This is a genomic window from Streptomyces sp. NPDC008238, assembly GCF_042956445.1.
In the GTDB taxonomy this organism is placed as follows: Bacteria; Actinomycetota; Actinomycetes; order Streptomycetales; family Streptomycetaceae; genus Actinacidiphila.
In genome coordinates, this window is sequence record NZ_JBIBGK010000010.1 from 66,281 (window position 1) to 87,106 (window position 20,826).

The window sequence follows — 20,826 nt, forward strand, 5'->3', positions numbered from 1 at the left end:
TCGTGACTGGATTGAGTCATTCACATCCTGGTCTGCTGAATAGCACTAGTCAACCGGGCCGTCGTACCTCCCCGCCACCACCGCCGCCCCGATGTGCCGCTGGACACCTCCCCCTTCCCGGCCCGCTCGTACCCGCCGGCCCCGCACGACGGCGCCCGGCGGCCACGGGACGCACGGGCGGCGTCCGGCACGGCCCCTGCCGCCACCGGGGCTAGCAGCGCGAGGCCGCACGGCCGCAGGCAAGGCCCTGAACGGCGTTCGGGCCGGCCGGGACCCGGGCCGGGCCGGCCGGCCACCCCGCGGGCGGCCTCCGGCACCCGCGGCACGCGCAGGCCGGTACAGGACCGACCTGGACGGATCCGGCGCCCGCAAGGGACGCCCCGCACGACTCGTAGGCCGCGACCGGCACCACCGTCGCGGGCGGAGGCGGGGAGCCTGCCCGTCGCGGTCCCGGGCTGACACGATGGCGGTATGACCGAGGAACCGGCGGCACGACGGGGACGGGCACTGCGCGCGGCGGTCGAACAGGGTCTGGTCGGCCCGGACAGACCCGTGGTCGGACTGCTCGACCTGGACGGCGTCCGGGCGGCCGCCGCCGAACTGCGGGCGGCCTTCGCGACGCCCGGGGTGGAGGTCACGCACACCTTCGCGGTCAAGGCGGCCTCCCTGGTGCCGGTGCTGCGGCTGCTGTCCGAGGAAGGCATTGGCGCGGAGGTCGCCAGCCCCGGCGAGCTGGCCCTGGCCCGGGCCGCGGGCGTACCCGCCGGGAGGATCGTGCTGGACTCCCCCGCCAAGACCCCGGACGAGCTGCGGGAGGCGCTCGCCCTCGGCATCGCCCTCAACGCCGACAACCCGCAGGAACTGGCCCGCCTGGACCGGCTCGTACCCCCCGGCACCACCGGCGCCCCGCTGGGCCTGCGGGTCAACCCCCAGGTCGGCGCGGGCAGCATCGGGGCGATGAGCACGGCCACCGCCACGTCGAAGTTCGGCGTCGCCCTGCGCGACGAGGGCGCCGCGGACTGGGTGGTCCGCGCCTACCTCGACCGGCCCTGGCTCACCCGGCTGCACACCCACACCGGGTCGCAGGGAGTGCCCCTGGAGCTGATGGCGGCCGGTGTCCGCGCCGCGTACGAGCTCGCCGAGCGGATCAACACGGCGGCCGGGCGCCGGCAGGTCACCACCCTCGACATCGGCGGCGGTCTGCCGGTCAACTTCGCCTCCGACGAGGTCCGGCCCGGTTTCCGCGCCTACGCCGACGCGCTCCGCGCCGCCGTGCCCGGGCTCTTCGACGGGCGGTACGCGCTGGTCACGGAGTTCGGTCGGTCACTGGTGGCCAAGCAGGGCACGATCCTGGCGCGCGTGGAGTACACCAAGTCCGCCGGGGGCCGCGCGATCGCCGTGACGCACGCCGGCGCCCAGGTCGCCACGCGCACCGTCTTCGCGCCCGGCGCCTGGCCGCTGCGGGTGCTGGCCCTCGATCCGCGGGGCCGCCCCAAGGACGGCGCCCCGGTCGTCCAGGACGTGGCCGGGCCGTGCTGCTTCGCGGGCGACCTCGTCGCGACGGCGCGCGAGCTGCCGCTGCTCGCGGAGGGCGACCTCGTGGCGCTGCCCGACACGGGGGCGTACTACTTCTCGACGCACTTCGCGTACAACTCGCTGCCCCGCCCGGCCGTCCACGGCTACTCCGGGCCCGACCCGGACTTCCGCACCCTGCGCCGCGCCCAGACCATCGAGGACCTCGTACGGGAGAGCGGCGGCTGAACCGGCCGGGCGCGGGACGACCGGCCCGCCCCGGCCGTCACCCGGACGGCTCAGTGGGCCGCCGCGGCCCGGCGGCGCGACGATCCGCCCGGACCGGCGTCGCCCGCGACCGGCCCGGTGGCCTCCTACCCGGGGACGGACGGGGCGGCGGGACCGCGTCCCGCGTGCTCGGGCCGGACCCACAGCAGCGTCTCGTGCGCCCGCTCCCAGCGTCCGAGCCATACGGCCTTGGCCCACAGCCCCGCCCCGGCACCGGCCAGCAGCATCCCCGCCGCCGCGGGCGCGGCGACGCCGGACGCGACGGCCACCGCGAACGCCCCGAGCAGCCACCAGCGCCGGGCCCGGGCCCAGGCGCGCGCGGTGACCCGGCGGTCCTGCAGGAAGGCGCCCCGGGGCGCGCGCTCGGCCGCCTCCGCCAGGGCCGTGTACCGCCCCCGGCGCACCAGGAAGGCCACCACCGCGGCGACCACGAAGAGCGCGGCCCCGCCCAGCACCCCGATCCGGCGGCCGGTCAGTCCGGGCACGAAGACCCCGACGCCCGCCGCCACGAGCCCCAGCCACCACAGCCGGCGCGCCGGTACCCGCACCAGGACCGCCACCCGCGCCAGCGCATACGCTCCCCGCACCACCGCTGCCTCCTCCACGGCTCGTTCCGAGTGTGCTGGGGAGGGAGGTTACTCACGGAACATCAAGATTCCGTGAGAAAGGACGCGGGACCGGCACCGCATGCGACCCCCGGGGCGCGGTGCTACCACTGAGAGCAGGGGCCAGAGGGGCTGGAGTGGTGCGTATGAACATCGTGGTCGACCTCAATCGCTGCCAGGCCTACGCGCAGTGCGCGTTCCTCGCTCCCGAGGTCTTCGAACTGCACGGCGAGGAGGCGCTGCTGTACGTCCCGGCCGTCCCGGAGGACCAGCAGGAGCGCGTCCACCGGGCCGCGGTGGCGTGCCCGGTGCAGGCCATCCTCGTGGGCGGGGCGGCTGGTGCCGATGTCCGATGAACTGCGCGACGGGCGCATCGTCGTCGTCGGCGCGTCCCTGGCCGGTCTGCGGGCCGCCGAGACGCTGCGCGACGAGGGGTTCGAGGGCTCGCTGACCCTGGTGGGCGACGAACCCCACCCGCCGTACGACCGGCCGCCGCTGTCCAAGCAGGTGCTGCTCGGCCGGGTGCCGGCGACGGGGACCGGGCTCCCCGCGCGCCGCCCGGTGGACGCGCGGTGGAAACTGGGCGTCGCCGCGACGGGCGTGGACGGGGCCGGCAAGCGGGTCTTCCTCGCGAACGGCGAGGAACTGCCGTACGACCGCCTGCTGATCGCCACCGGCACCCGTGCCCGCCCCTGGCCGAACCCCGCCGAGGCCGCGCTGGACGGGGTGTTCGCGCTGCGGACCAGCGACGACGCGGCCGGACTCGCGGAACGGCTGGACGCGGGGCCCCGGCGCGTGCTGGTGATCGGCGCCGGGTTCACCGGATCGGAGATCGCCTCCGCCTGCCGGGAGCGGGACATCCCGGTGACCGTGGTCGAGCGCGGCCCCGCGCCCCTGGTGGGCGCGCTCGGCGGGACGCTCGGCGCGGTCGCCGCGGAGATGCACCACAGGCACGGGGTGGACCTCCGCTGCGGAGTGCAGGTCACCTCTCTGGAGGGTGACGGCCGGCTGACCGGCGCCCGGCTCTCCGACGGGAGCACCGTCGAGGCGGACGTGGCGGTGGTGGCCCTCGGCGCCGTGCGCAACACCGAGTGGCTGGCCGATTCGGGCCTGGCCGCGGGCCCGCGCGGCGTGACCTGCGACGCCGGCTGCCGCGCCTTCAACATGTACGGCATCGTCACCGACGACGTGTTCGTCGCCGGCGACGTGGCGCGTTTCCCGCACCCGCTCTTCGGCTACCAGCTGATCGCCCTGGAGCACTGGGGCAACGCGGTCGCGCAGGCCGAGGTGGCGGCGCACAACATGGTCAGCGCGGGGCCGTTCCGGCGGCCGCACCTGGCGGTGCCGACCTTCTGGTCCAGCCAGTTCGGCCACAACATCAAGTCGGTGGGCGTGCCCACCTACTCCGACCAGGTCGTCGTCGCCCAGGGCTCGCTGCGCGAGGCGCGGCTGGTCGTCGTCTACGGCTACAAGGGCCGCATCACGGCCGCGGTGTCGGTGAACCGGGCCAAGTGGCTGGACTACTACCAGAACCTGATCGAGACGGCCGCGCCGTTCCCGCCCGAGCCGGGGGCCGCCGACCGGACCGCCCCGATGATCCCCCTGCCGTCCGACGTGCCCGACCCCGCGGTGCTCTCGCACGGCCCGACGGTCGCCCTCACCGGTCATCTGCCGGACCGGCGCCTGACCCTGGTGCGCCCCGGCGGCTGAGGCCGCCGCCCACCGCCTGGCCGACGGGCCGTGGCAGGACGCCGCGGCCCACGACGACGAGGAGCCCCCGCGCATGGCTGCGGACACGCTGTTCCGGAGGATCACCGACTACGCCAGCCGGCCCGATCCGTACCCGCTCTACGCCGAACTCCGCGAGAGCAAGGTGGCGCCGCAGGACGACGGCAGCTACCTCGTCGGCACGTACCACGAGATCACGGCCCTGCTCCACGACCCGCGGATCAGCTCCGACCGGCGCCACCGCAGCGATCCGGAGGAGGTCCGGCTGGCCGGCGAGCTGGCGCCGTCCTTCATCGGCCTCGACGACCCCGAGCACGACCGGCTCCGCCGCACCACGATGCGGCCCTTCGGCCCGCCGCACACCCCCGGCCGGGTCGACGCCATGCACGGTGAGATCGTCCGCATCGCCGACGGACTCGTCGCCGGGCTCCGCGGCAAGGAGCGCATCGACGTCGTCGACGACTTCGCCTACCCGCTCCCCGTCACCGTGATCTGCCGCCTGCTGGGGGTGCCCCGGGAGGACGAGCCGAAGTTCCGCGGCTGGTCCGACGCGATCGTCGGCGGACTGGACCTCAACCCCGACGAGGACCCCACCGAGCGCACGCAGGCGGCCACCGAGGCCCGCCGGGCGATGGGGGTCTACCTGGGCGGGCTGGCCGAGGAGCGGCGCGGCAAGCCCTCCGACGACCTGCTGTCGGCCTTCGTCAACGACCAGGACCCGGCCGGCGGGCTGAACCGGATCGAGCTGATGGTCACCTCGGTGCTGCTGCTCGTCGCCGGGCACGAGACCACCGTCAACCTGATCACCAACGGCATGCTCACCCTGCTGCGCCGGCCCGACCAGCTGGAGTTGCTGCGCGGCGAACCAGCCCTGATGCCGCGGGCGGTGGAGGAACTGCTGCGCTTCGAACCGCCCGTGCAGATGCTGCCCCAGCGCACCCCGCTGGTCGACGTCGAGATCGCCGGGGTCACCGTGCCCAAGGGGGCGCCCCTGGTCCTGGTGCTCGCCTCCGGCAGCCGCGATCCGCGGCGGTTCCACGACCCCGACCGGTTCGACCCGCGGCGCACGGACAACCAGCACCTGGGCTTCGGCAGCGGCGTGCACAGCTGCTTCGGGGCGCCGCTCGCCCGGCTGGAGGCGCAGATCGCCCTCACGGCCCTGCTGCGCGACCTGGACGGCCTGCGGCTGGTGGAGGACCCGCCGCCCTACCGGCGCAGCCCGGTGCTGCGCGGTCCCCGCCATCTCCTCGTCGCGCACGACGGGACGGGCGCCTGACCGCGGCCCGTCACCGGGGCCGGGGACGGGCCGGGGGCGGGTCACTCCACGAACAGGCCCTGCGCCGCGGCCTTGGTGTCGAACTCCTCCAGCCGCGCCTGCGCGTCCGGCAGCCCGTCGCACATGGCCTCCAGCAGGACCCGCCCGAGCAGCATCGGCGCGCACGCCGTGTCGAAGGCGAGCCCCGTGCCGACGGCCGCCGGGAGGAGGACGTCGGAGTGGGCGGCGACGGGCGCGAAGGCGCTGTCGGCGACGGTGACGACGGTGAGCCCGGCGGAGCGGGCGTACTCCAGGGCCTCGACCACCTCGCGCGGGTGCCGGGGCAGCGCGAAGCACAGCAGGGCGCTCGCCCCGGCCCGTACGGCCGCGTCGACGCGGTCGGCGAGCATGCTGCCGCCCTCGTCGAGGAGCCGGACGTCGGGGTGCACCTTGGCCGCGAAGTAGCCGAAGCCCCTGGCCTGGGCGGCCGCGGCGCGCAGGCCCAGCACGGGCAGCGGCCGGGACGCGGCGAGCAGGGCGCCCGCGCGGGCGACGGGCGCGGGGTCGGCGAGCAGCGCGGCCAGGTGCCGCAGGTTCTCGATCTCGGCCTGCACGGCTTCCTGGTACTCGTTGTACGTGTCGCCGGCCGGCCGGCCCGGGGGCACCGCGGCGGGGGCGACCTCGCGCAGGTGGCGGCGGAGCGCGGGGTAGCCGTCGAAGCCGAGCGCGACCGCGAAGCGGGTCACGGAGGGCTGGCTGACCCCGGCCAGTTCGGCGACCTCGACGCTGGACAGGAACGGCGCGTCGGCGGCCCGCCGCACGAGGCAGTGGGCGATGCGGCGCTGGGTGGGCGTGAGCCGGTGCGCTTCGAACAGCTTCACCAGGCGCGCCGACGCGCTGTCGGTCCCGTCGGCCGCGGTGGCGTTGTCGGTGGCCATGACGCCCTCTCCGCTCGGCTATTCATGTGCCGATGACTCTGCATGATTCTATGCAGGACGGCAAGGCGGCCCCGCTCACGCGGGCGGCAGCAGCTTCTTCTGCGGTTTGCCCATCGCGTTGCGCGGCAGTTCGGTCAGGAAGCGGACCTTGCGGGGGCGCTTGTGCACCGACAGGTGCCCGGCCACGAAGTCGATCAGCTCGCGCTCGCCGACCCCGTCCGCCACCACGTAGGCCACGATCTCCTGGCCGAGGTCGGCGTGCGGGGCGCCCACGACGGCCGCCTCGCGCACCGCGGGGTGGTCCAGCAGGGCGTTCTCCACCTCGCCCGCCCCGATGCGGTAGCCGCCGGACTTGATCAGGTCGGTGGAGGCCCGCCCGACGATCCGGTGCATGCCGTCCGGCTCGATCGCCGCGATGTCACCGGTGCGGAACCAGCCGTCCTCGGTGTACGAGGCGGCGGTCGCCTCCGGCCGCCCCAGGTAGCCGTCGAAGAGCGTGGGGCCGGTGAGCTGCAGCTCGCCGATCTCCGCGCCGGGCTCCGCCGCGATCCGGGTGCGGATCCCCGGCAGCGGCAGCCCGACCGAGCCGGGGCGCCGCTCACCGTCCGCCCGGGTGCTCACCGTGATCAGGGTCTCCGTCATGCCGTAGCGCTCGACCGGCCGCTGCCCGGTCAGCGCCGCCAGGTCCCGGAAGACCGGCGCGGGCAGCGGCGCGCTGCCGGAGACCAGCAGCCGGGCGCCGCTCAGCGCCCTGGCGGAGTCCGGGTCCGCCGCGACCCGGCCCCAGACGGTCGGCACGCCGAAGTACAGGCTGCCGCCGGCCGCCGCGTACGCCTGCGGGGTGGGCCGGCCGGTGTGGACCAGGCGGCTCCCGGTGCGCAGCGCGCCGAGCACGCCGAGCACCAGACCGTGCACGTGGAACAGCGGGAGCCCGTGGACGAGGGTGTCCTCCGCGGTCCACCCCCACGCCCCGGCGAGGGCGTCCAGGTCGGCGGCGACCGCCCGGCGCGACACGAGCACGCCCTTGGGCGCCCCGGTGGTGCCCGAGGTGTACAGGACGAGGGCCGTGGTGTCCGGGTCCGGCTCCGGGCCGTCCCAGGACCCGCGCTCGGTGAGGACGGCCGGGGGTACCTGCACGGCTCCGGAGTCGCGCAGGATGTGGTCGCGCTCGGCCGGACCCGCGTCGGGCGGCACGGGGACGACGGGGACGCCCGCGAGGAGGCCCCCGACGACCGCCGCGACCGTCTCCAGGGACGGCGTCGCGTGCACCGCGACCGCCGGGGCACCTGCGACACATGCCGCGAAGGCACCCGCGGCGCCGAGCAGTTCCTCGCGTGAACAGGGGCGTCCGTCGACGGTGACCGCGTCGGGGCGGTCGGACGGGGCGTGGTGGAGGGCGGTCAGCAGGCGCGGCGCGTGTCCGGTCACGGGACGACCCTACTGGGGCGATCCCCGGGAAGGTTCGGGGGTTTCCCCCAGTGCCACGGGGCCGCCGGGTCCGTACGGTGGCGTCATGGACGCCCGTGACCCTGAGCTCAAGAAGGAATTCGCCGCCACCCTCCAGGCGCGCAAGGACCTGGGGGAGGAGTACGAATCCGCCCTCATCGACTCCTTCCTGGAGAAGATGGACCGGCGCATCGACTCCCAGGTCGAGCGGCGGGTGCGTCGTGAACTGGCCGAGAACCAGACGGCGTTCGCCCGAGCCGGACGCCGGGTCGGCCCGGAGGCGCGCGGCCACGGCGGCAGCCGTTTCGGCGCCCGCTACGGCTTCGGCGCGTTCTCCCTGATCATGGCCATCCCGCTGTCCGCCATCGCGGCCGACAAGGCCGACCTGCCCGGGCTGCTCGTCGCGTGGGTCGGCATCGTCGCCGTCAACGCGGCCCACTCGCTGGGGTGGCTCCTCCACGAGCGGGGCACTTCCCCGCGCCGCGACAAGGACCAGGACGCCTGGGAGGACTGACGGCCTGACGGCGGCGAGCGCTCCCCGCACGCGTGGGGGGCGCACGGCACGACACACGGGTGGCCGCCCGCGCGCCCGGCTCCCCCGCCGTTCGGGGCGTGGGGGAGAACGTTCGAAGAGCGCGGCGGCCCGTTCCAGGAGCGTGGCAGGGGCGGCTGCGGTCGCGGATGCCGCGGTTACCGCGGCGACCGCGGATACGGACGGGTACCTGCGACGGTGAGGAGTTGCGGTGGTCGATCCCATGCCAAGGACGGTAGGCGGAACGCCGCCGACAAGATGATCTTGCTCAAATCCTGTGGACGACCCGTAGGTTGTGGACAACCCCGTCACCCGAAAGACGTCACAGCGGGCAGGACGACCGCCCCGACAACCCGGCCGGCCCGCCGCTACGCCGTGAGCAGTGCGACGACGCGGCGGGCCGCGCTCTCGTCGCGGGCCGCGGCGAAGGGCAGCGGCCCCGCGGCCATGCGGAACGGCAGCCCGTCCGCGCCGAGCACCGTACCGCCCGCCTCGGCGACCAGCAGGATCCCCGGGGAGTGGTCCCAGGGGTTGTCGTAGGCGTAGGTGGCCGCGTCGAGCCGCCCGAGGGCGACGTCGAGGTAGTCGCAGCCGGCGGAGCCGCTCGCCCAGGGCTTGACCCCGTGTGCCGCCCCCGTCTCGTACAGCCGCCGGTGCTGGTCGGCCGTGAGGTGCGCGGGCCGGGCGCCGGCCACCAGCAGCACCTCGTCCGCGTCCCGCGCGCCGCCCGCGGCCAGGCGCAGCGGCCGGCCCCCGGCGTACGCGCCCTCGCCGCGCCGGGCGGTGGCGAGGACCCCGTCGACCGGCCGGTACGTCCAGGAGGCCAGCAGCTCACCGCGGGCGGCGAGGGCGACCTGGGTGACGAACGAGGAGTCGCCGCGGACGAAGTTGGAGGTGCCGTCGACCGGGTCGACGATCCAGACCGGATCGTCGCCCAGCAGCGCCCCGAGCAGCGCGGGGTCGGCGTGCACGGCCTCCTCGCCGATGACGGCCGAGCCCGGCAGCAGGCGGGTGAACGTGCGGGTGAGGCGTTCCTCGATGCGGCGGTCGGCGACCGTGACGAGGTCCAGGGGGCCCTTCTTCTCGTCGACGTCGCCCTCGGCGAGACGGCCGAAGCGGGCGAGCGCCTCCTCGTCGGCCGCGGTGCGTATGGACTCCTCGACGGCTGCGAACGTCTGCGCGCTGATCACGGCGGCCACTCAACCAGAAGAGCGGTCCGCGCGGGGGCGCGGACCGCTCTTCCACAGATAGCGCGGGAACCGCCGCACCCCCGGTCACCCGGGGGGCGGGACGACGGCGGTCCCCGCGAGGGACGCGGGCCGGATCAGGGCCGGGCCACGCGTCCTTGGGGTCACCATGGAGGTCCGGGAGCCGCTCCGGAGGTCCTTGGCGCCACATCCGTGGTGTCGGCCGGGCGACCGGTGTGCCGTCCGCCGACATCCACCAATGTGCCGGAGCCGTGTTAAATGCGTGCTGCGGACACGTGACGCCGGTGTACCACTTCCGCGAACCCGCGGCGGACCCTCCCGGGATCGCCCGGGACCGCCCGGGACCGCCCGGGATCCTCCGGGGGGTGCCGTTACCTGGCCTCTTCGGCGAGGAAGGCGAGCAGGTCCTGGCGGCTGACCACGCCCGTCGGCTTGCCCTCGACCAGCACGATCGCCGCGTCGGCCGAGCCCAGCACGGCCATCAGGTCGCCGACCGGCTCGCCGGAGCCCACCTGCGGCAGCGGCGCGCTCATGTGCCGCTCCAGCGGGTCGTCGAGGGTGGCGCGCTTGGTGAACAGCGCGTCGAGCAGCTCCCGCTCCACGACGGAGCCGATGACCTCGGCGGCCATGACGTCGGGGTGGCCGGCGCCCGGCTTGACGATCGGCATCTGCGAGACGCCGTACTCGCGCAGCACCTCGATGGCCTGGCCCACGGTCTCCTCGGGGTGCATGTGCACCAGGTGCGGCAGGCCGCCGTCCTTGCGGTCCAGGACGTCGGCGACGCGGGCCTGGCCGGTGCCCTCCTCCAGGAAGCCGTAGTCGGCCATCCACTCGTCGTTGAAGATCTTCGACAGGTAGCCGCGGCCGGAGTCCGGCAGCAGCACGACCACCACGTCGTCCGGGCCGAGCCGCTCGGCCACGCGGAGCGCCGCGACGACCGCCATGCCGCAGGAGCCGCCGACGAGCAGGCCCTCCTCCTTGGCGAGGCGCCGGGTCATCTGGAAGGAGTCCTTGTCGGAGACCGCGACGATCTCGTCCGCGACGGTGCGGTCGTAGGCGGTGGGCCAGAAGTCCTCACCGACGCCCTCGACGAGGTACGGCCGGCCGGAGCCGCCGCTGTAGACGGAGCCCTCCGGGTCGGCTCCGATGACCTTCACCCCGCCGTCCGAGGCGTCCTTCAGGTAGCGGCCGGTGCCGGAGATGGTGCCGCCGGTGCCGACGCCCGCCACGAAGTGCGTGATCTTGCCCTCGGTCTGCTCCCACAGCTCCGGGCCGGTGGAGTGGTAGTGCGAGGCCGGGTTGTTGGGGTTGCTGTACTGGTCGGGCTTCCAGGCGTTCGGGGTCTCGCGCACCAGCCGGTCGGAGACGTTGTAGTACGAGTCCGGGTGCTCGGGGTCCACGGCGGTGGGGCAGACCACGACCTCGGCGCCGTAGGCCCGCATGACGTTGATCTTGTCCGCGGAGACCTTGTCCGGGCAGACGAAGATGCAGTGGTAGCCCTTCTGCTGGGCCACGATCGCCAGGCCCACGCCCGTGTTGCCCGAGGTGGGCTCCACGATCGTGCCGCCGGGCTTGAGTTCGCCGCTCTTCTCCGCGGCCTCGATCATCCGCAGCGCGATGCGGTCCTTGACCGAACCGCCGGGGTTGAAGTACTCGACCTTGGCCAGGACGGTCGCCTGGATCCCTGCCGTCACGCTGTTGAGCCTCACCAGCGGGGTGTTGCCGACGAGACTGATCATCGAGTCGTGGAACTGCACCATTGTCTCCGGGTTCTCCGTGATTGTGAGGCCAGGGTAAGCGGTTTTGCGGCGGGGGGCGGCCCCCTCGGGGACCGGGCGTCGCACCCTTCACATTGGTGTTACGTACGCCCCGGAAGGTCCGGTTGTAGAGTCGCACCGTGGCGCGATCACGACACGTCGCACTTACGACACCGGGCTTGTACAACCGGGGGGTGGGCCATGCCTGACGAGAAGCACCCGGACACCGCCGGCGCGGGCCCGGGCAACGCCGACTACCTCGCCGCCCTCAGCGGTCTGGCGGCCGTGGAGTCCGGCCTCGCCGCGGTGCGGGAACGGCTGACGGCATTGGCCGCCGTGCGCCCTGCGCGGCCGGCCGAGCCGGTGATGCCGGGCGGGATCGCCGAGGTGATCCACGGCGAGGCGGAGCAGCAGCACATGATCGAGCAGCTGCAGCGCGAGGCCCGCAAGGAGGTGCTGACCTTCGTCCGGCCGCCGTACGTGGCCGCGGCGGGCAACGTGGTGCAGAAGGAGCGGCTGACCGCGGGGGTGGAGTACCGCTCGCTGTACGAGACCACCGCCCTGGTCTACCCGGGGGCGGCGGACATGCCGGGCTTCGTCGAGCCGGGCGAGCTGGCCCGGGCGGCGCCGAGCGTGCCGATGAAGCTGATGATCGTCGACGCCGAGCGGGCGCTGCTGCCGCTGTCCGGCGGCCGCGACCGGTCCGTGGTCTCCTCCGCCGGACTGCTGCTGCTCCACCCCTCGGTGCTGGTGGACGCGCTGCTGGAGCTCTTCGAGGACCGCTGGCTGCGCGGCACGCCGCTGCGGATGCCCTCGCCCGGCGAGACCGAGGAGGACCCGGAGTTCCCCGGCTCCCCGGAACTGGACGAGCAACTGCTCTCGCTGCTGATGTCCGGGCTGCCCGACAAGGCGATCGCCTCCCAGCTCGGGATATCCCTGCGCACGCTGCAGCGCAGGATCCGGTCCCTGATGGAGTCCACCGGAACCGCCAACCGCACCCAGCTCGCCTGGTTCGTCGCGCAGCAGCGGCTGACCTGAGTCCGGGCCGCCCAGCGGTTGCGGCGGGCATCGGACGGGGCAACAAATCGTTGTACGGGTCGGGCCACGGGGGCCCGCACACCCGGCGCGGGAGGTGGACGTTGTCCAGGGCAAGGGTGGCGCGGCGGATCGCTACGGCCGCCGCGTACGGAGGAGGCGGCATCGGGCTGCTGGGCGGCGCCGCGGTCGGCCTGCTGCTGACCGAGGGCGCGCTCGCCCGCCGGGCCGTGGGCGGCTCCGACGCCGTCCCGCCCCGCGCGGACGGGGTGTACGGCGCCGCCTTCGCGCTGAGCACCGACGAGCGGCCGATCGTGCTGGCCCTCGCGGGTGACTCCACGGCGGCGGGCCAGGGGGTGCACCGGGCGAGCCAGACCCCCGGTGCGCTGCTGGCGTCCGGGGTGGCGGCGGTGGCGGAACGGCCGGTGCGGATGGTCAACGTGGCCAATCCCGGCGCACAGTCCGACGACCTGGCCCGCCAGGTCGATCTTCTGCTGGGGTCCGGCCCCGGTACGGCGCCCGACCTGTGCGTGATCATGATCGGGGCGAACGACGTGACCCGGCGGATGCCGCTGGCCGTCTCGGTGCGGCTGCTGTCCGACGCGGTACGGCGGCTGCGCGAGGCGGGCTGCGAGGTGATCGTCGGGACCTGCCCCGACCTGGGCACGATCGAGCCGGTCTACCAGCCGCTGCGCTGGATCGCCCGCCGGCTGAGCCGTCAGCTCGCGGCGGCGCAGACCATCGCGGTGGTCGGCATCGGCGGCCGCACCGTCTCCCTGGGCGACCTGCTCGGGCCCGAGTTCGAGTCCCGCCCCCGCGAGATGTTCGGCCCGGACAACTACCACCCCTCGGCCGAGGGGTACGCGACCGCGGCCATGGCGATGCTGCCGACCCTCTGCTCCGCCGTCGGGCTGTGGCCCGAGGAGGACGAGCGCCCCGACGCCCGGCGCGGCGAGGGCTTCCTCCCGGTGGCCCAGGCCGCCGCGGAAGCCGCGGGCGAGGCCGGTACGGAGGTCACCGCGGCCGCCGGCACGGTCTCCGGCCCCCGCGGCCGCTGGGCCCTGCTCAAGCGGCGCCGCCGGCGCCGCCTCCCCGACGCGACCGAACCGGCCGCCACGGCGGCGGCCGAGGCCGCCCAGTAGCGCCTCCGGCGGGGCGCGGGCACCCGGGCGGCGGTACGCGCCGCCGCCGTCCGCGGGTCCGCTGCGCCTGCGGCGGGCCGTCTCCCACCCACCCGAACCCCGGACCACCGGCCACCGCAGGGGCACCCGTCGCGCACCGCCGCCCTCCGACGGAGGCGGTGCGCGCCGTCGGGGCCGGCAACGCCGCCCGGAACCGGCGCCTCCCGGAGGCGGCATGGGCCCCGGCGAGACCTCCGTCCGGCGACCGCCACCGTCCGGGGTCCGCTGCGCCCGCGCAAGATCGTCCCCCCACCGCCGCCCTCTGCGGAAGGCGCCCTTGGGCTGGCGCCGGAGCGGCAGCCTGCCGCCGTCCGCTGCGCCCGCAGCCGAGTCGCGGTCACGGACGCACAAGGCCGCCCTGTCGGCGCCCGCCGCACCGCGGCCGCGCGCCCGGCCCGAGCGCGGTGGCGGACGCGACGACCCACGAAGCAGACCACGCCGCAAGACCGCCCGGAACACGACCACCGGCACGACGACCCAGGCCCGCCCGCCACCCCGCGACCACCACAAGACAGCCGCCGGAAACCGCCCCCGGGCGGCCGGGAATCCCCGGGCCGCCGGCGTCAGCCGGACCCTTGCGGCACGAGCACGAAGCAGAGCACGCCGCAGGGCCGCCCCGGAACACGGCAACCCAGCCCGCCGGCGAGCGCCACAGGACGGCCGCCGGCGTCAGCCGGCCTTGCGCTGGTTGAAGCGGAGCAGGTTGCCGGAGGGGTCGCGGAAGGCGCAGTCGCGGACGCCGTAGGGCTGGTCCATGGGCTCCTGGAGGACCTCGCCGCCCGCGTCGCGGATGCGCTCGAAGGTGGCGTCGACGTCGCTGGTGGCGAAGATGACCCCGCGCAGCATCCCCTTGGCCAGCAGTTCGCTCATGGCCCGCTTGTCCGCGTCGGAGGCGCTGGGGTCCGCCAGGGGCGGTTCGAGGACGATCTCCACGCCTGGCTGGTCGGGAGAGCCGACCGTCACCCAGCGCATGCCCTCGAACCCCACGTCGTTGCGGACCTCCAGGCCGAGGACGTCGCGGTAGAAGGGAAGCGCCTTGTCGTGGTCGTCGACGGCGATGAAGCACTGCGACAGCGTGATGTCCATGCGGACCACGCTAGGCCCGCGCGGCCGGCTTCGCTTCCTTGTTCCTGACCGGCCTCGTGTACCGCTTCGCGACGCACGCGGGGATCGGCGCGCCCGGCCCGTGGTCGCGGGCGCGGTAGGCGCTCGGGGTCTCCCCCACGAGCTCGGTGAAGCGCGAGCTGAAGGAGCCGAGCGAGGTGCAGCCCACCGCGAAGCAGACCTCCGTGACCGTGAGGTCGCCGCGCCGGAGCAGAGCCTTGGCGCGCTCGATCCGGCGCGTCATGAGGTAGCTGTACGGGCTCTCGCCGTACGCGGCACGGAAGCTGCGCGAGAAGTGGCCGGGGGACATCAGTGCCGTGCGGGCCAGCGCGGTGACGTCGAGGGGGTCCGCGTAGTCGCGGTCCATCGCGTCGCGGGCGCGCCGCAGCCGTACCAGGTCGTCCGGATTCACCGGCCCAGCATCGCACGGGGGGCGCGTTCGCCACGAGGATGCGCCATCATGGACTAAGCAAGCGCTCAGAAAGAGGTCCGCGTCACAGCGCCCAAGCCGTGACTCGCTCCGCTACGTACAGGTAACTTCCCAGAGAGTCCCAGCCGTACCCCCGCCGCCTCGTCGAGGAGTCGCGATGCCCGAAGCCGTGATCGTCTCTGCCGCCCGTTCGCCCATCGGCCGGGCCGTCAAGGGGTCCCTGAAGGACCTGCGTCCCGACGACCTGACCGCCACGATCATCCAGGCGGCCCTCGCCAAGGTGCCGCAGCTGGACCCGCGCGAGATCGACGACCTGATGCTGGGCTGCGGCCTGCCCGGCGGCGAGCAGGGCCACAACCTGGGCCGGATCGTGGCCGTGCAGATGGGCATGGACCACCTCCCGGGCTGCACGGTCACGCGCTACTGCTCCTCCTCGCTGCAGACGACCCGGATGGCGCTGCACGCGATCAAGGCGGGCGAGGGCGACGTCTTCGTCTCGGCCGGCGTCGAGACCGTGTCCCGGTTCGTCAACGGCAGCTCCGACGGCATGCCCGGCACCCACAACCCGCTCTTCGCGGAGGCCGAGGCCCGCACCGCGGCCCGCGCCGCGCAGGGCGGCGGCGAGTGGCACGACCCGCGCGAGGACGGCCTGGTCCCGGACGCCTACATCGCGATGGGCCAGACCGCGGAGAACCTGGCCGCCCTCAAGGGCGTCACCCGGGCCGACCAGGACGAGTTCGGCGTCCGCTCGCAGAACCTGGCCGAGGAGGCCATCGAGAAGGGCTTCTGGGAGCGGGAGATCACCCCGGTGACCCTGCCCGACGGCACGGTCGTCGCGAAGGACGACGGCCCGCGCGCCGGCGTCACCCTGGAGGCCGTGCAGGGCCTGAAGCCGGTCTTCCGCCCCGACGGCACCGTGACCGCCGGCAACTGCTGCCCGCTGAACGACGGCGCCGCGGCGCTGGTCGTCATGAGCGACACCAAGGCGCGCGAGCTCGGCATCACGCCGCTCGCCCGGGTCGTCTCCACCGGCGTCTCCGGCCTGTCCCCGGAGATCATGGGCCTCGGCCCGGTCGAGGCCTCCCGCCAGGCGCTGCGGCGGGCCGGGCTGACCATCGGCGACATCGACCTGGTCGAGATCAACGAGGCCTTCGCGGCGCAGGTCATCCCCTCCTACCGGGAGCTGGGCGTCGACCTCGACAAGCTCAACGTCAACGGCGGCGCGATCGCGGTCGGCCACCCCTTCGGCATGACGGGTGCCCGCATCACCACCACGCTCATCAACTCCCTCCAGTGGCACGACAAGCAGTTCGGCCTGGAGACCATGTGCGTCGGCGGTGGCCAGGGCATGGCCATGGTCATCGAGCGCCTGTCGTAACGGACCCCCTACGGCCCCCTGCGGGGTCCTAGGACGTACGTTCGAGGCACAAGTCGCAATCGAACCGCCCCCGGGATGTGACCTAATCCCGGGGGCGGTCGTTTATGCAGGTCAGGGGTGTGCCACCCCTGCGGTCCGAGACTTTCGACCCTCCCATTTCGTGACGTTCCGCACTGCAGAGGCCATGGATTCCGGTGCAGAGTGGTGGTGTACAGGGGGCCAGACTCGGGAAAGCACAGTCGGGAGTACGCCAGTGAGCGCCATGTTCCTCGTCCTGCTGACGGGTGCGGCAACCGCCGTGACCGCCGGCGCCGCCGCGCTGCTCGCCACCCGCGGCGTACGTCGTGACGTCGCGGCTCTGCGCGCGGACCTGGCCGAGGCCCGTGCCGCACGGGCGACCGCGGTGCCCGCGGCGCGCAGCACTCCGGACGCCGAGGCCATCCGCACGGCCGTCGCCGACGCGCTCGCCGACGAGCGGGAGCGCGAGCTGGCCGAGGCACGCGCCTTCTGGGCCGCGCAGGAGGCCCCCCTGGGCTACGGGACGGGCGAGGCCGGCGAGGCCCTCGTCGACCCGCAGTTCGACGCCCAGCTCTTCGGCGGCCAAGGCGCAGGTCCCGTGCCCGGCATCGCGGGGACCGACTACGAGGTGCTCCCGTACGGCCCGTTCCTGCCCCGACAGGCCGACCTCGCGGGCCTGGAGCCCGGCGGCCCGGTGCCCCTGCGGCACCCCTCCGACCCCGACTTCGGCGTCCCCGCGCCGGTCGTGGCCAACCAGGAGCAGACCGCCGAGCGCCTCTCCGAACTCGCCGACCTGCGGATGCCGCTCGCCGACGTCCGGCCCGGCCCGCTCGGCACGCTCGACGTGTACGTCTTCGCCGACGGCACCACGCTCTGCATGACCCCGGGCGACCGGGACACCGCCGACCGCCTCTGCGAGGCCCTGGACCGCGGCGAGTCCCCGGTCCTGCTGGGCGGCTCCGCCGTCGCCGGCGGCTACGCGCTGACCTTCACCTACGGCGAGGAGTCCGTCTACGTGCTCGCCGACCGGGTGGTCGCCTCGCTGTAGCCGGCCCCTAGAGACCGCAGCGCGCGGCCGTGTCCCGGATCCGGGACACGGCCGCGTCGCGTACGTCCGCCAGCTCGGGGTGGGGTTCCAGCGCGGCGGCCAGGTCGTGGGCGGCCACCGAGAGCTGGTCGCCGATCGCGAAGACCCCCTCGTCCGGCATCGTCAGCGGTTCCCGCCCGGGGGACTCGATCCGCTGTGCGCGGACGGCCAGTTCACGGGCGAGCTCCAGGCCCTCGCGGGCCACCTCGCCGCGGAGCCGGCTCTGCGGCAGGGAACGGTAACGGGACGCCAGGAGACCGGCGGCGTCGCGGAGCGTCGTACAGTCGAGCACCCGGCGAGCCTACCGGTGCGTACACACAACCGAGCGCGTCGCACTGTTGCCAACGGTCGACGGCTCAGGCACGGTGGGGTGACCGGAACGCATACCGGAGGCGCCGATGTCACAGACCTTCTCGGAAGAGACCCACCGGAACCTGCTCTCCCACATCCCGCAATGCACCGGCCGCGAGATCGGCGAATGGCTTCGCACGGTCGACGACGGGCCCGCATTCCTCCGCTTCGATGAGAAAGTCAGCTGGCTCCGCAGCGAGCACGACCTGTCCTACGGACACGCCAAGGCGATCGTCCACGAATACGACCTGAGGCGGGCCGCGCGGAGGTTCGGCTGACGCGCCTCCCCCACCGCGCATGCGAACGGGCCCCGAAAGGCACTGCCTCCGGGGCCCGTTGACTGTCCCTCGCGGGTCAGCGCCCTCAGTCGTCGCCCCGCAGGATCGCGATCAGCCGCAGCATCTCCAGGTAGATCCAGACCAGGGAGAGCGTCAGGCCGAAGGCCGCCAGCCAGGACTCCTGGCGCGGAGCGCCGTACTGGATGCCGTCCTCGATCTGCTTGAAGTCCAGCGACAGGAAGAACGCGCCCAGCGCGATCCCGATGACGCCGACCACGATGCCCAGCGCACCGCTGCGCAGGCCCAGGCCGTCACCGCCGCCGATCATGGCGGCGATCAGGTTGACGAACATCAGGATGACGAAGCCGATGGCGATCGCCATGCCGATGCGGGTGTAGCGCGCGGTGACCCGGATGAGGCGCGTGCGGTACGCCACCAGCATGCCGACGAAGACCGCCATGGTCCCCAGCACGGCCTGCAGCGGGATGCCCGGCCACATGAAGTTGAGGATCTTGCTCCAGATCCCGAGGAAGACGCCCTCGAAGACCGCGTAGCCGAGGATCAGCGCGGGCGAGGCCTCACGCTTGAACGACTGGATCAGGCCCAGGACCAGGGCGACGAGCGAGGCGCCGATCGCCAGGCCGTAGCTCTTCTCCGAGACCGGCAGCACGAACCATGCCACGAGCGCGCCGAGCACCACGGTGCCCAGGGTCATGGCGGTGCGCATGACGACGTCGTCCATCGTCATCCGGCCGGTCTGCGCGGGGGCGGCCGGCGGGGCCTGGTACGTGGTGTCGTAGGGGTTTCCCGCGTACGGGTTCGTGCCCGCGTAGGGGTTCGCGCCCGTGCCGGGCCCGCCCTGCGCCTGCGGCTGACCGCCGAAGCCCGCGTAGCCCTCCCCGCGGGAGAACCCACGCCGCGAGAAGACCGGGTTGCTGCTCCTCATCTGTCACTCCTCCATGGCCGCGCGATACGGCTTCGCACCAAGAGTAATGGTATGGCAAAGCGGGTCGCCTACGCCTCAAGGAGGATCTTTTGCGCCACCCGCCATGCCTGCCACCACGCCTTTTCCCCGTCTCAGCGGCGCCACACCGCCCGGGGACGGACGGCGGGTGCCGGGGAGGGGAAGCCCCCTCCCCGGCACCCGCCGGACGTCGGATCCTCGATCAGCGACGCGTCGCCAGGATCTCGCTCAGCACGTCGTGCACGTAGGTGTTGGCGTGCTTGCCGGTGAAGCGGTCCGCCAGCGGGCCGGCCGCGGTGACCGGGACGTCCACGCCGGTGTGACCCGAGGTGGTCCAGTCCATGTAGAAGGTCTTGTCGCTGCCGCGGATGCTGAACGGACCGTCCTCGGCGGAGATGCCGTCGCCGGACTCGTCGGCCGCGTCGGCCTCCTCGACGGCCAGGCCGCCGGTCTCGTGGTCACCCGTGACGACCAGCAGGGTGTCGGGGTGGGTGGCGACGTAGGCGCGGGCCACGGCCACGGCCTTCTCCAGCTCCTGCATGGACTGCAGGGTGCGGGTGCCGTTGTTGGAGTGCGCGAACTCGTCGGTGCCCTCCTCCTCGACCATGAGGAAGAAGCCCTTCTTGTTCTTGTCCAGCGTGCTCAGGGCCTTGCTGGTCATGGTGGACAGGCCGACCACCGGGTTGTAGACGTCGCCCTGGCCCTCGGGGCGCTGCTGGAACATCTCCTCGTTGGCGAAAAGGCCGAGGAGCTTGCCGCCCTTGGCGCGGTCCAGCTGGTCCGCGCTGTGGACGTAGGAGTAACCGGCCTTCTGGGCCTTCTTGATCAGGTCGCCCTTGGTGCCCTTGCTCGCCTCGGACGTGTCCTCGGCGGGCTTGTCCTGGAAGGCGCCGGCGTCGCCCGCGGGCAGCCACCAGTCCTCGCCACCGCCCAGGATGACGTCGGGCTTGCTGACCTCGATGTACTGGCGCGCGATCTCGTCCTGCGCCGACCGGTTGGCGGTGCTGGAGAAGAAGGCGGCCGGGGACGCGTCGGTGACCTGCGCGGTCGTGACGAGACCGGTGGCCTTGCCGGCGGCCTTGGCCTGCTGGCCCAGGGTGGCCAGCGGGTTGCCGTCCACGTCGACGCTGATCGCGCCGTTGTAGGTCTTCTCACCGGTGGCCCACGCGGTCGCGGCCGCGGCGGAGTCGGTGACGACGGCCTTCGGGTCGTCGGGCTCGGTGGTCAGCTGGCCCGAGTAGGGGAGCTTGTCCATCGCGAGCTGACCGTTGAGGCCGGTCAGGTGCAGGCGCGCGGCCTGCCGGGCGGCGGCACCCATGCCGTCGCCGTTGATGAAGATGACGTTCTTCGCGGCCGGGGCCTTGCCCTTGCCTGCGGTCTGGGGAGCCGTGGCCGACGCACCCAGCGTCGGGTTGATCACCATGGTCACCACCGCGGCAGCGGCGGCGGCCGCCACCGGCGCGGCGAACCGTCGGGCCCTGCGAACACCCTCGGACACAACGACCTCCGTTGCTCACTGCTTGCCATTGCTTGGTCGTGAACTTAGGAGCCTTAGGGGGAAGGTTGACTAAGCGCAGATGTCCAGAACGCAACGGAAGCTTCAGGTGACGGTAAAAGCCTAGGCCCGTACTTGTCCGTACAGGTAGCCCGGGCGCCACGCCGCACATGGCCGCACACCCCCCTGTTTCCGGCCCGTTCGCGCAGATCACCTCGGTCGCGCGGGCCCGCGAT

19 protein-coding genes and 1 pseudogene are annotated in these 20,826 nt (G+C 73.9%); 10 read left to right on the forward strand and 10 right to left on the reverse strand.

Annotated elements, in window-relative coordinates; genetic code table 11:
• Positions 1-471: 471 nt before the first annotated feature.
• Entirely contained in the window at positions 472-1,761 is a 1,290-nt protein-coding gene (locus tag ACFZAU_RS21700; RefSeq protein ID WP_499600238.1) for a type III PLP-dependent enzyme domain-containing protein, read from the forward strand.
• Between the two features lie 128 nt (positions 1,762-1,889).
• On the opposite strand, the pseudogene ACFZAU_RS21705 reads toward ACFZAU_RS21700, so the two are convergent.
• A pseudogene (locus ACFZAU_RS21705) lies at positions 1,890-2,390 on the reverse strand (hypothetical protein); the annotation flags it as partial.
• 161 nt (positions 2,391-2,551) lie between these two features.
• On the opposite strand from ACFZAU_RS21705, the gene ACFZAU_RS21710 reads away from it, so the two are divergent.
• The 3 genes from ACFZAU_RS21710 (at position 2,552) to ACFZAU_RS21720 (ending at position 5,409) form a co-directional block, all read left to right on the forward strand.
• A complete protein-coding gene (locus tag ACFZAU_RS21710; RefSeq protein WP_089222253.1) occupies positions 2,552-2,761 on the forward strand; it encodes a ferredoxin in 210 nt (69 codons plus the stop codon).
• Positions 2,751-4,115, forward strand: a complete 1,365-nt coding sequence (locus tag ACFZAU_RS21715; RefSeq protein ID WP_500553560.1) for an NAD(P)/FAD-dependent oxidoreductase — start codon at positions 2,751-2,753, stop codon at positions 4,113-4,115. The genes ACFZAU_RS21710 and ACFZAU_RS21715 overlap by 11 nt, the downstream gene beginning before the upstream one ends.
• A 73-nt stretch (positions 4,116-4,188) precedes the next feature.
• Positions 4,189-5,409: a cytochrome P450 gene (locus ACFZAU_RS21720; RefSeq protein ID WP_500553561.1), complete on the forward strand. Its 1,221-nt coding sequence runs from the start codon at positions 4,189-4,191 to the stop codon at positions 5,407-5,409.
• A 41-nt stretch (positions 5,410-5,450) separates the two neighbouring features.
• On the opposite strand, the gene ACFZAU_RS21725 is transcribed toward ACFZAU_RS21720, so the two are convergent.
• Together ACFZAU_RS21725 and ACFZAU_RS21730 are read right to left on the reverse strand one after the other, a co-directional pair.
• Positions 5,451-6,326 (reverse strand): MurR/RpiR family transcriptional regulator, encoded by an 876-nt coding sequence (locus tag ACFZAU_RS21725; RefSeq protein WP_499600232.1) that lies wholly within the window; start codon positions 6,324-6,326, stop codon positions 5,451-5,453.
• Positions 6,327-6,401: 75 nt separating this feature from the next.
• Positions 6,402-7,754 carry an acyl-CoA synthetase gene (locus tag ACFZAU_RS21730; RefSeq protein WP_500553562.1) on the reverse strand — a complete coding sequence of 451 codons (1,353 nt, stop codon included), beginning with the start codon at positions 7,752-7,754 and terminating at the stop codon, positions 6,402-6,404.
• Between the two features lie 85 nt (positions 7,755-7,839).
• Between ACFZAU_RS21730 and ACFZAU_RS21735 the strand changes: the two genes are divergently transcribed.
• Positions 7,840-8,286, forward strand: a complete 447-nt coding sequence (locus tag ACFZAU_RS21735; RefSeq protein WP_500553563.1) for a hypothetical protein — start codon at positions 7,840-7,842, stop codon at positions 8,284-8,286.
• 386 nt (positions 8,287-8,672) lie between these two features.
• On the opposite strand, the gene ACFZAU_RS21740 is transcribed toward ACFZAU_RS21735, so the two are convergent.
• On the reverse strand, positions 8,673-9,494 hold the full coding sequence (locus tag ACFZAU_RS21740; protein ID WP_500461977.1) for an inositol monophosphatase family protein: 822 nt from the start codon (positions 9,492-9,494) through the stop codon (positions 8,673-8,675).
• 389 nt (positions 9,495-9,883) lie between these two features.
• Positions 9,884-11,269 carry a cystathionine beta-synthase gene (locus ACFZAU_RS21745; protein WP_499600292.1) on the reverse strand — a complete coding sequence of 462 codons (1,386 nt, stop codon included), beginning with the start codon at positions 11,267-11,269 and terminating at the stop codon, positions 9,884-9,886.
• A gap of 201 nt (positions 11,270-11,470) precedes the next feature.
• Here ACFZAU_RS21745 and ACFZAU_RS21750 point away from each other — a divergent pair, with 201 nt between their 5' ends.
• A complete protein-coding gene (locus ACFZAU_RS21750; RefSeq protein WP_499600228.1) occupies positions 11,471-12,307 on the forward strand; it encodes a helix-turn-helix transcriptional regulator in 837 nt (278 codons plus the stop codon).
• 116 nt (positions 12,308-12,423) lie between these two features.
• A complete protein-coding gene (locus ACFZAU_RS21755) occupies positions 12,424-13,446 on the forward strand; it encodes an SGNH/GDSL hydrolase family protein (protein WP_499600291.1) in 1,023 nt (340 codons plus the stop codon).
• Positions 13,447-14,154: 708 nt separating this feature from the next.
• Here the strand turns inward: ACFZAU_RS21755 and ACFZAU_RS21760 are convergent.
• A complete protein-coding gene (locus tag ACFZAU_RS21760; protein ID WP_499600227.1) occupies positions 14,155-14,571 on the reverse strand; it encodes a VOC family protein in 417 nt (138 codons plus the stop codon).
• 10 nt (positions 14,572-14,581) lie between these two features.
• Positions 14,582-15,001: a helix-turn-helix transcriptional regulator gene (locus ACFZAU_RS21765; protein WP_499600226.1), complete on the reverse strand. Its 420-nt coding sequence runs from the start codon at positions 14,999-15,001 to the stop codon at positions 14,582-14,584.
• Positions 15,002-15,176: 175 nt separating this feature from the next.
• Between ACFZAU_RS21765 and ACFZAU_RS21770 the strand changes: the two genes are divergently transcribed.
• A complete protein-coding gene (locus ACFZAU_RS21770; protein ID WP_499600225.1) occupies positions 15,177-16,397 on the forward strand; it encodes an acetyl-CoA C-acetyltransferase in 1,221 nt (406 codons plus the stop codon).
• 253 nt (positions 16,398-16,650) lie between these two features.
• Positions 16,651-17,463: a hypothetical protein gene (locus tag ACFZAU_RS21775; RefSeq protein WP_500553564.1), complete on the forward strand. Its 813-nt coding sequence runs from the start codon at positions 16,651-16,653 to the stop codon at positions 17,461-17,463.
• Between the two features lie 7 nt (positions 17,464-17,470).
• On the opposite strand, the gene ACFZAU_RS21780 is transcribed toward ACFZAU_RS21775, so the two are convergent.
• Complete coding sequence (locus ACFZAU_RS21780; protein ID WP_500553565.1) at positions 17,471-17,794, reverse strand: hypothetical protein; 324 nt, start codon at positions 17,792-17,794, stop codon at positions 17,471-17,473.
• 106 nt (positions 17,795-17,900) lie between these two features.
• Here ACFZAU_RS21780 and ACFZAU_RS21785 point away from each other — a divergent pair, with 106 nt between their 5' ends.
• Positions 17,901-18,131, forward strand: a complete 231-nt coding sequence (locus ACFZAU_RS21785) for a DUF4287 domain-containing protein (protein WP_500461973.1) — start codon at positions 17,901-17,903, stop codon at positions 18,129-18,131.
• An 85-nt stretch (positions 18,132-18,216) separates the two neighbouring features.
• Here ACFZAU_RS21785 and ACFZAU_RS21790 read toward each other — a convergent pair whose 3' ends face one another.
• Together ACFZAU_RS21790 and ACFZAU_RS21795 are read right to left on the reverse strand one after the other, a co-directional pair.
• A complete protein-coding gene (locus ACFZAU_RS21790; RefSeq protein WP_499600221.1) occupies positions 18,217-19,077 on the reverse strand; it encodes a Bax inhibitor-1/YccA family protein in 861 nt (286 codons plus the stop codon).
• A 220-nt stretch (positions 19,078-19,297) separates the two neighbouring features.
• Positions 19,298-20,593 carry an alkaline phosphatase gene (locus tag ACFZAU_RS21795; RefSeq protein WP_500553566.1) on the reverse strand — a complete coding sequence of 432 codons (1,296 nt, stop codon included), beginning with the start codon at positions 20,591-20,593 and terminating at the stop codon, positions 19,298-19,300.
• Positions 20,594-20,826: the final 233 nt, after the last annotated feature.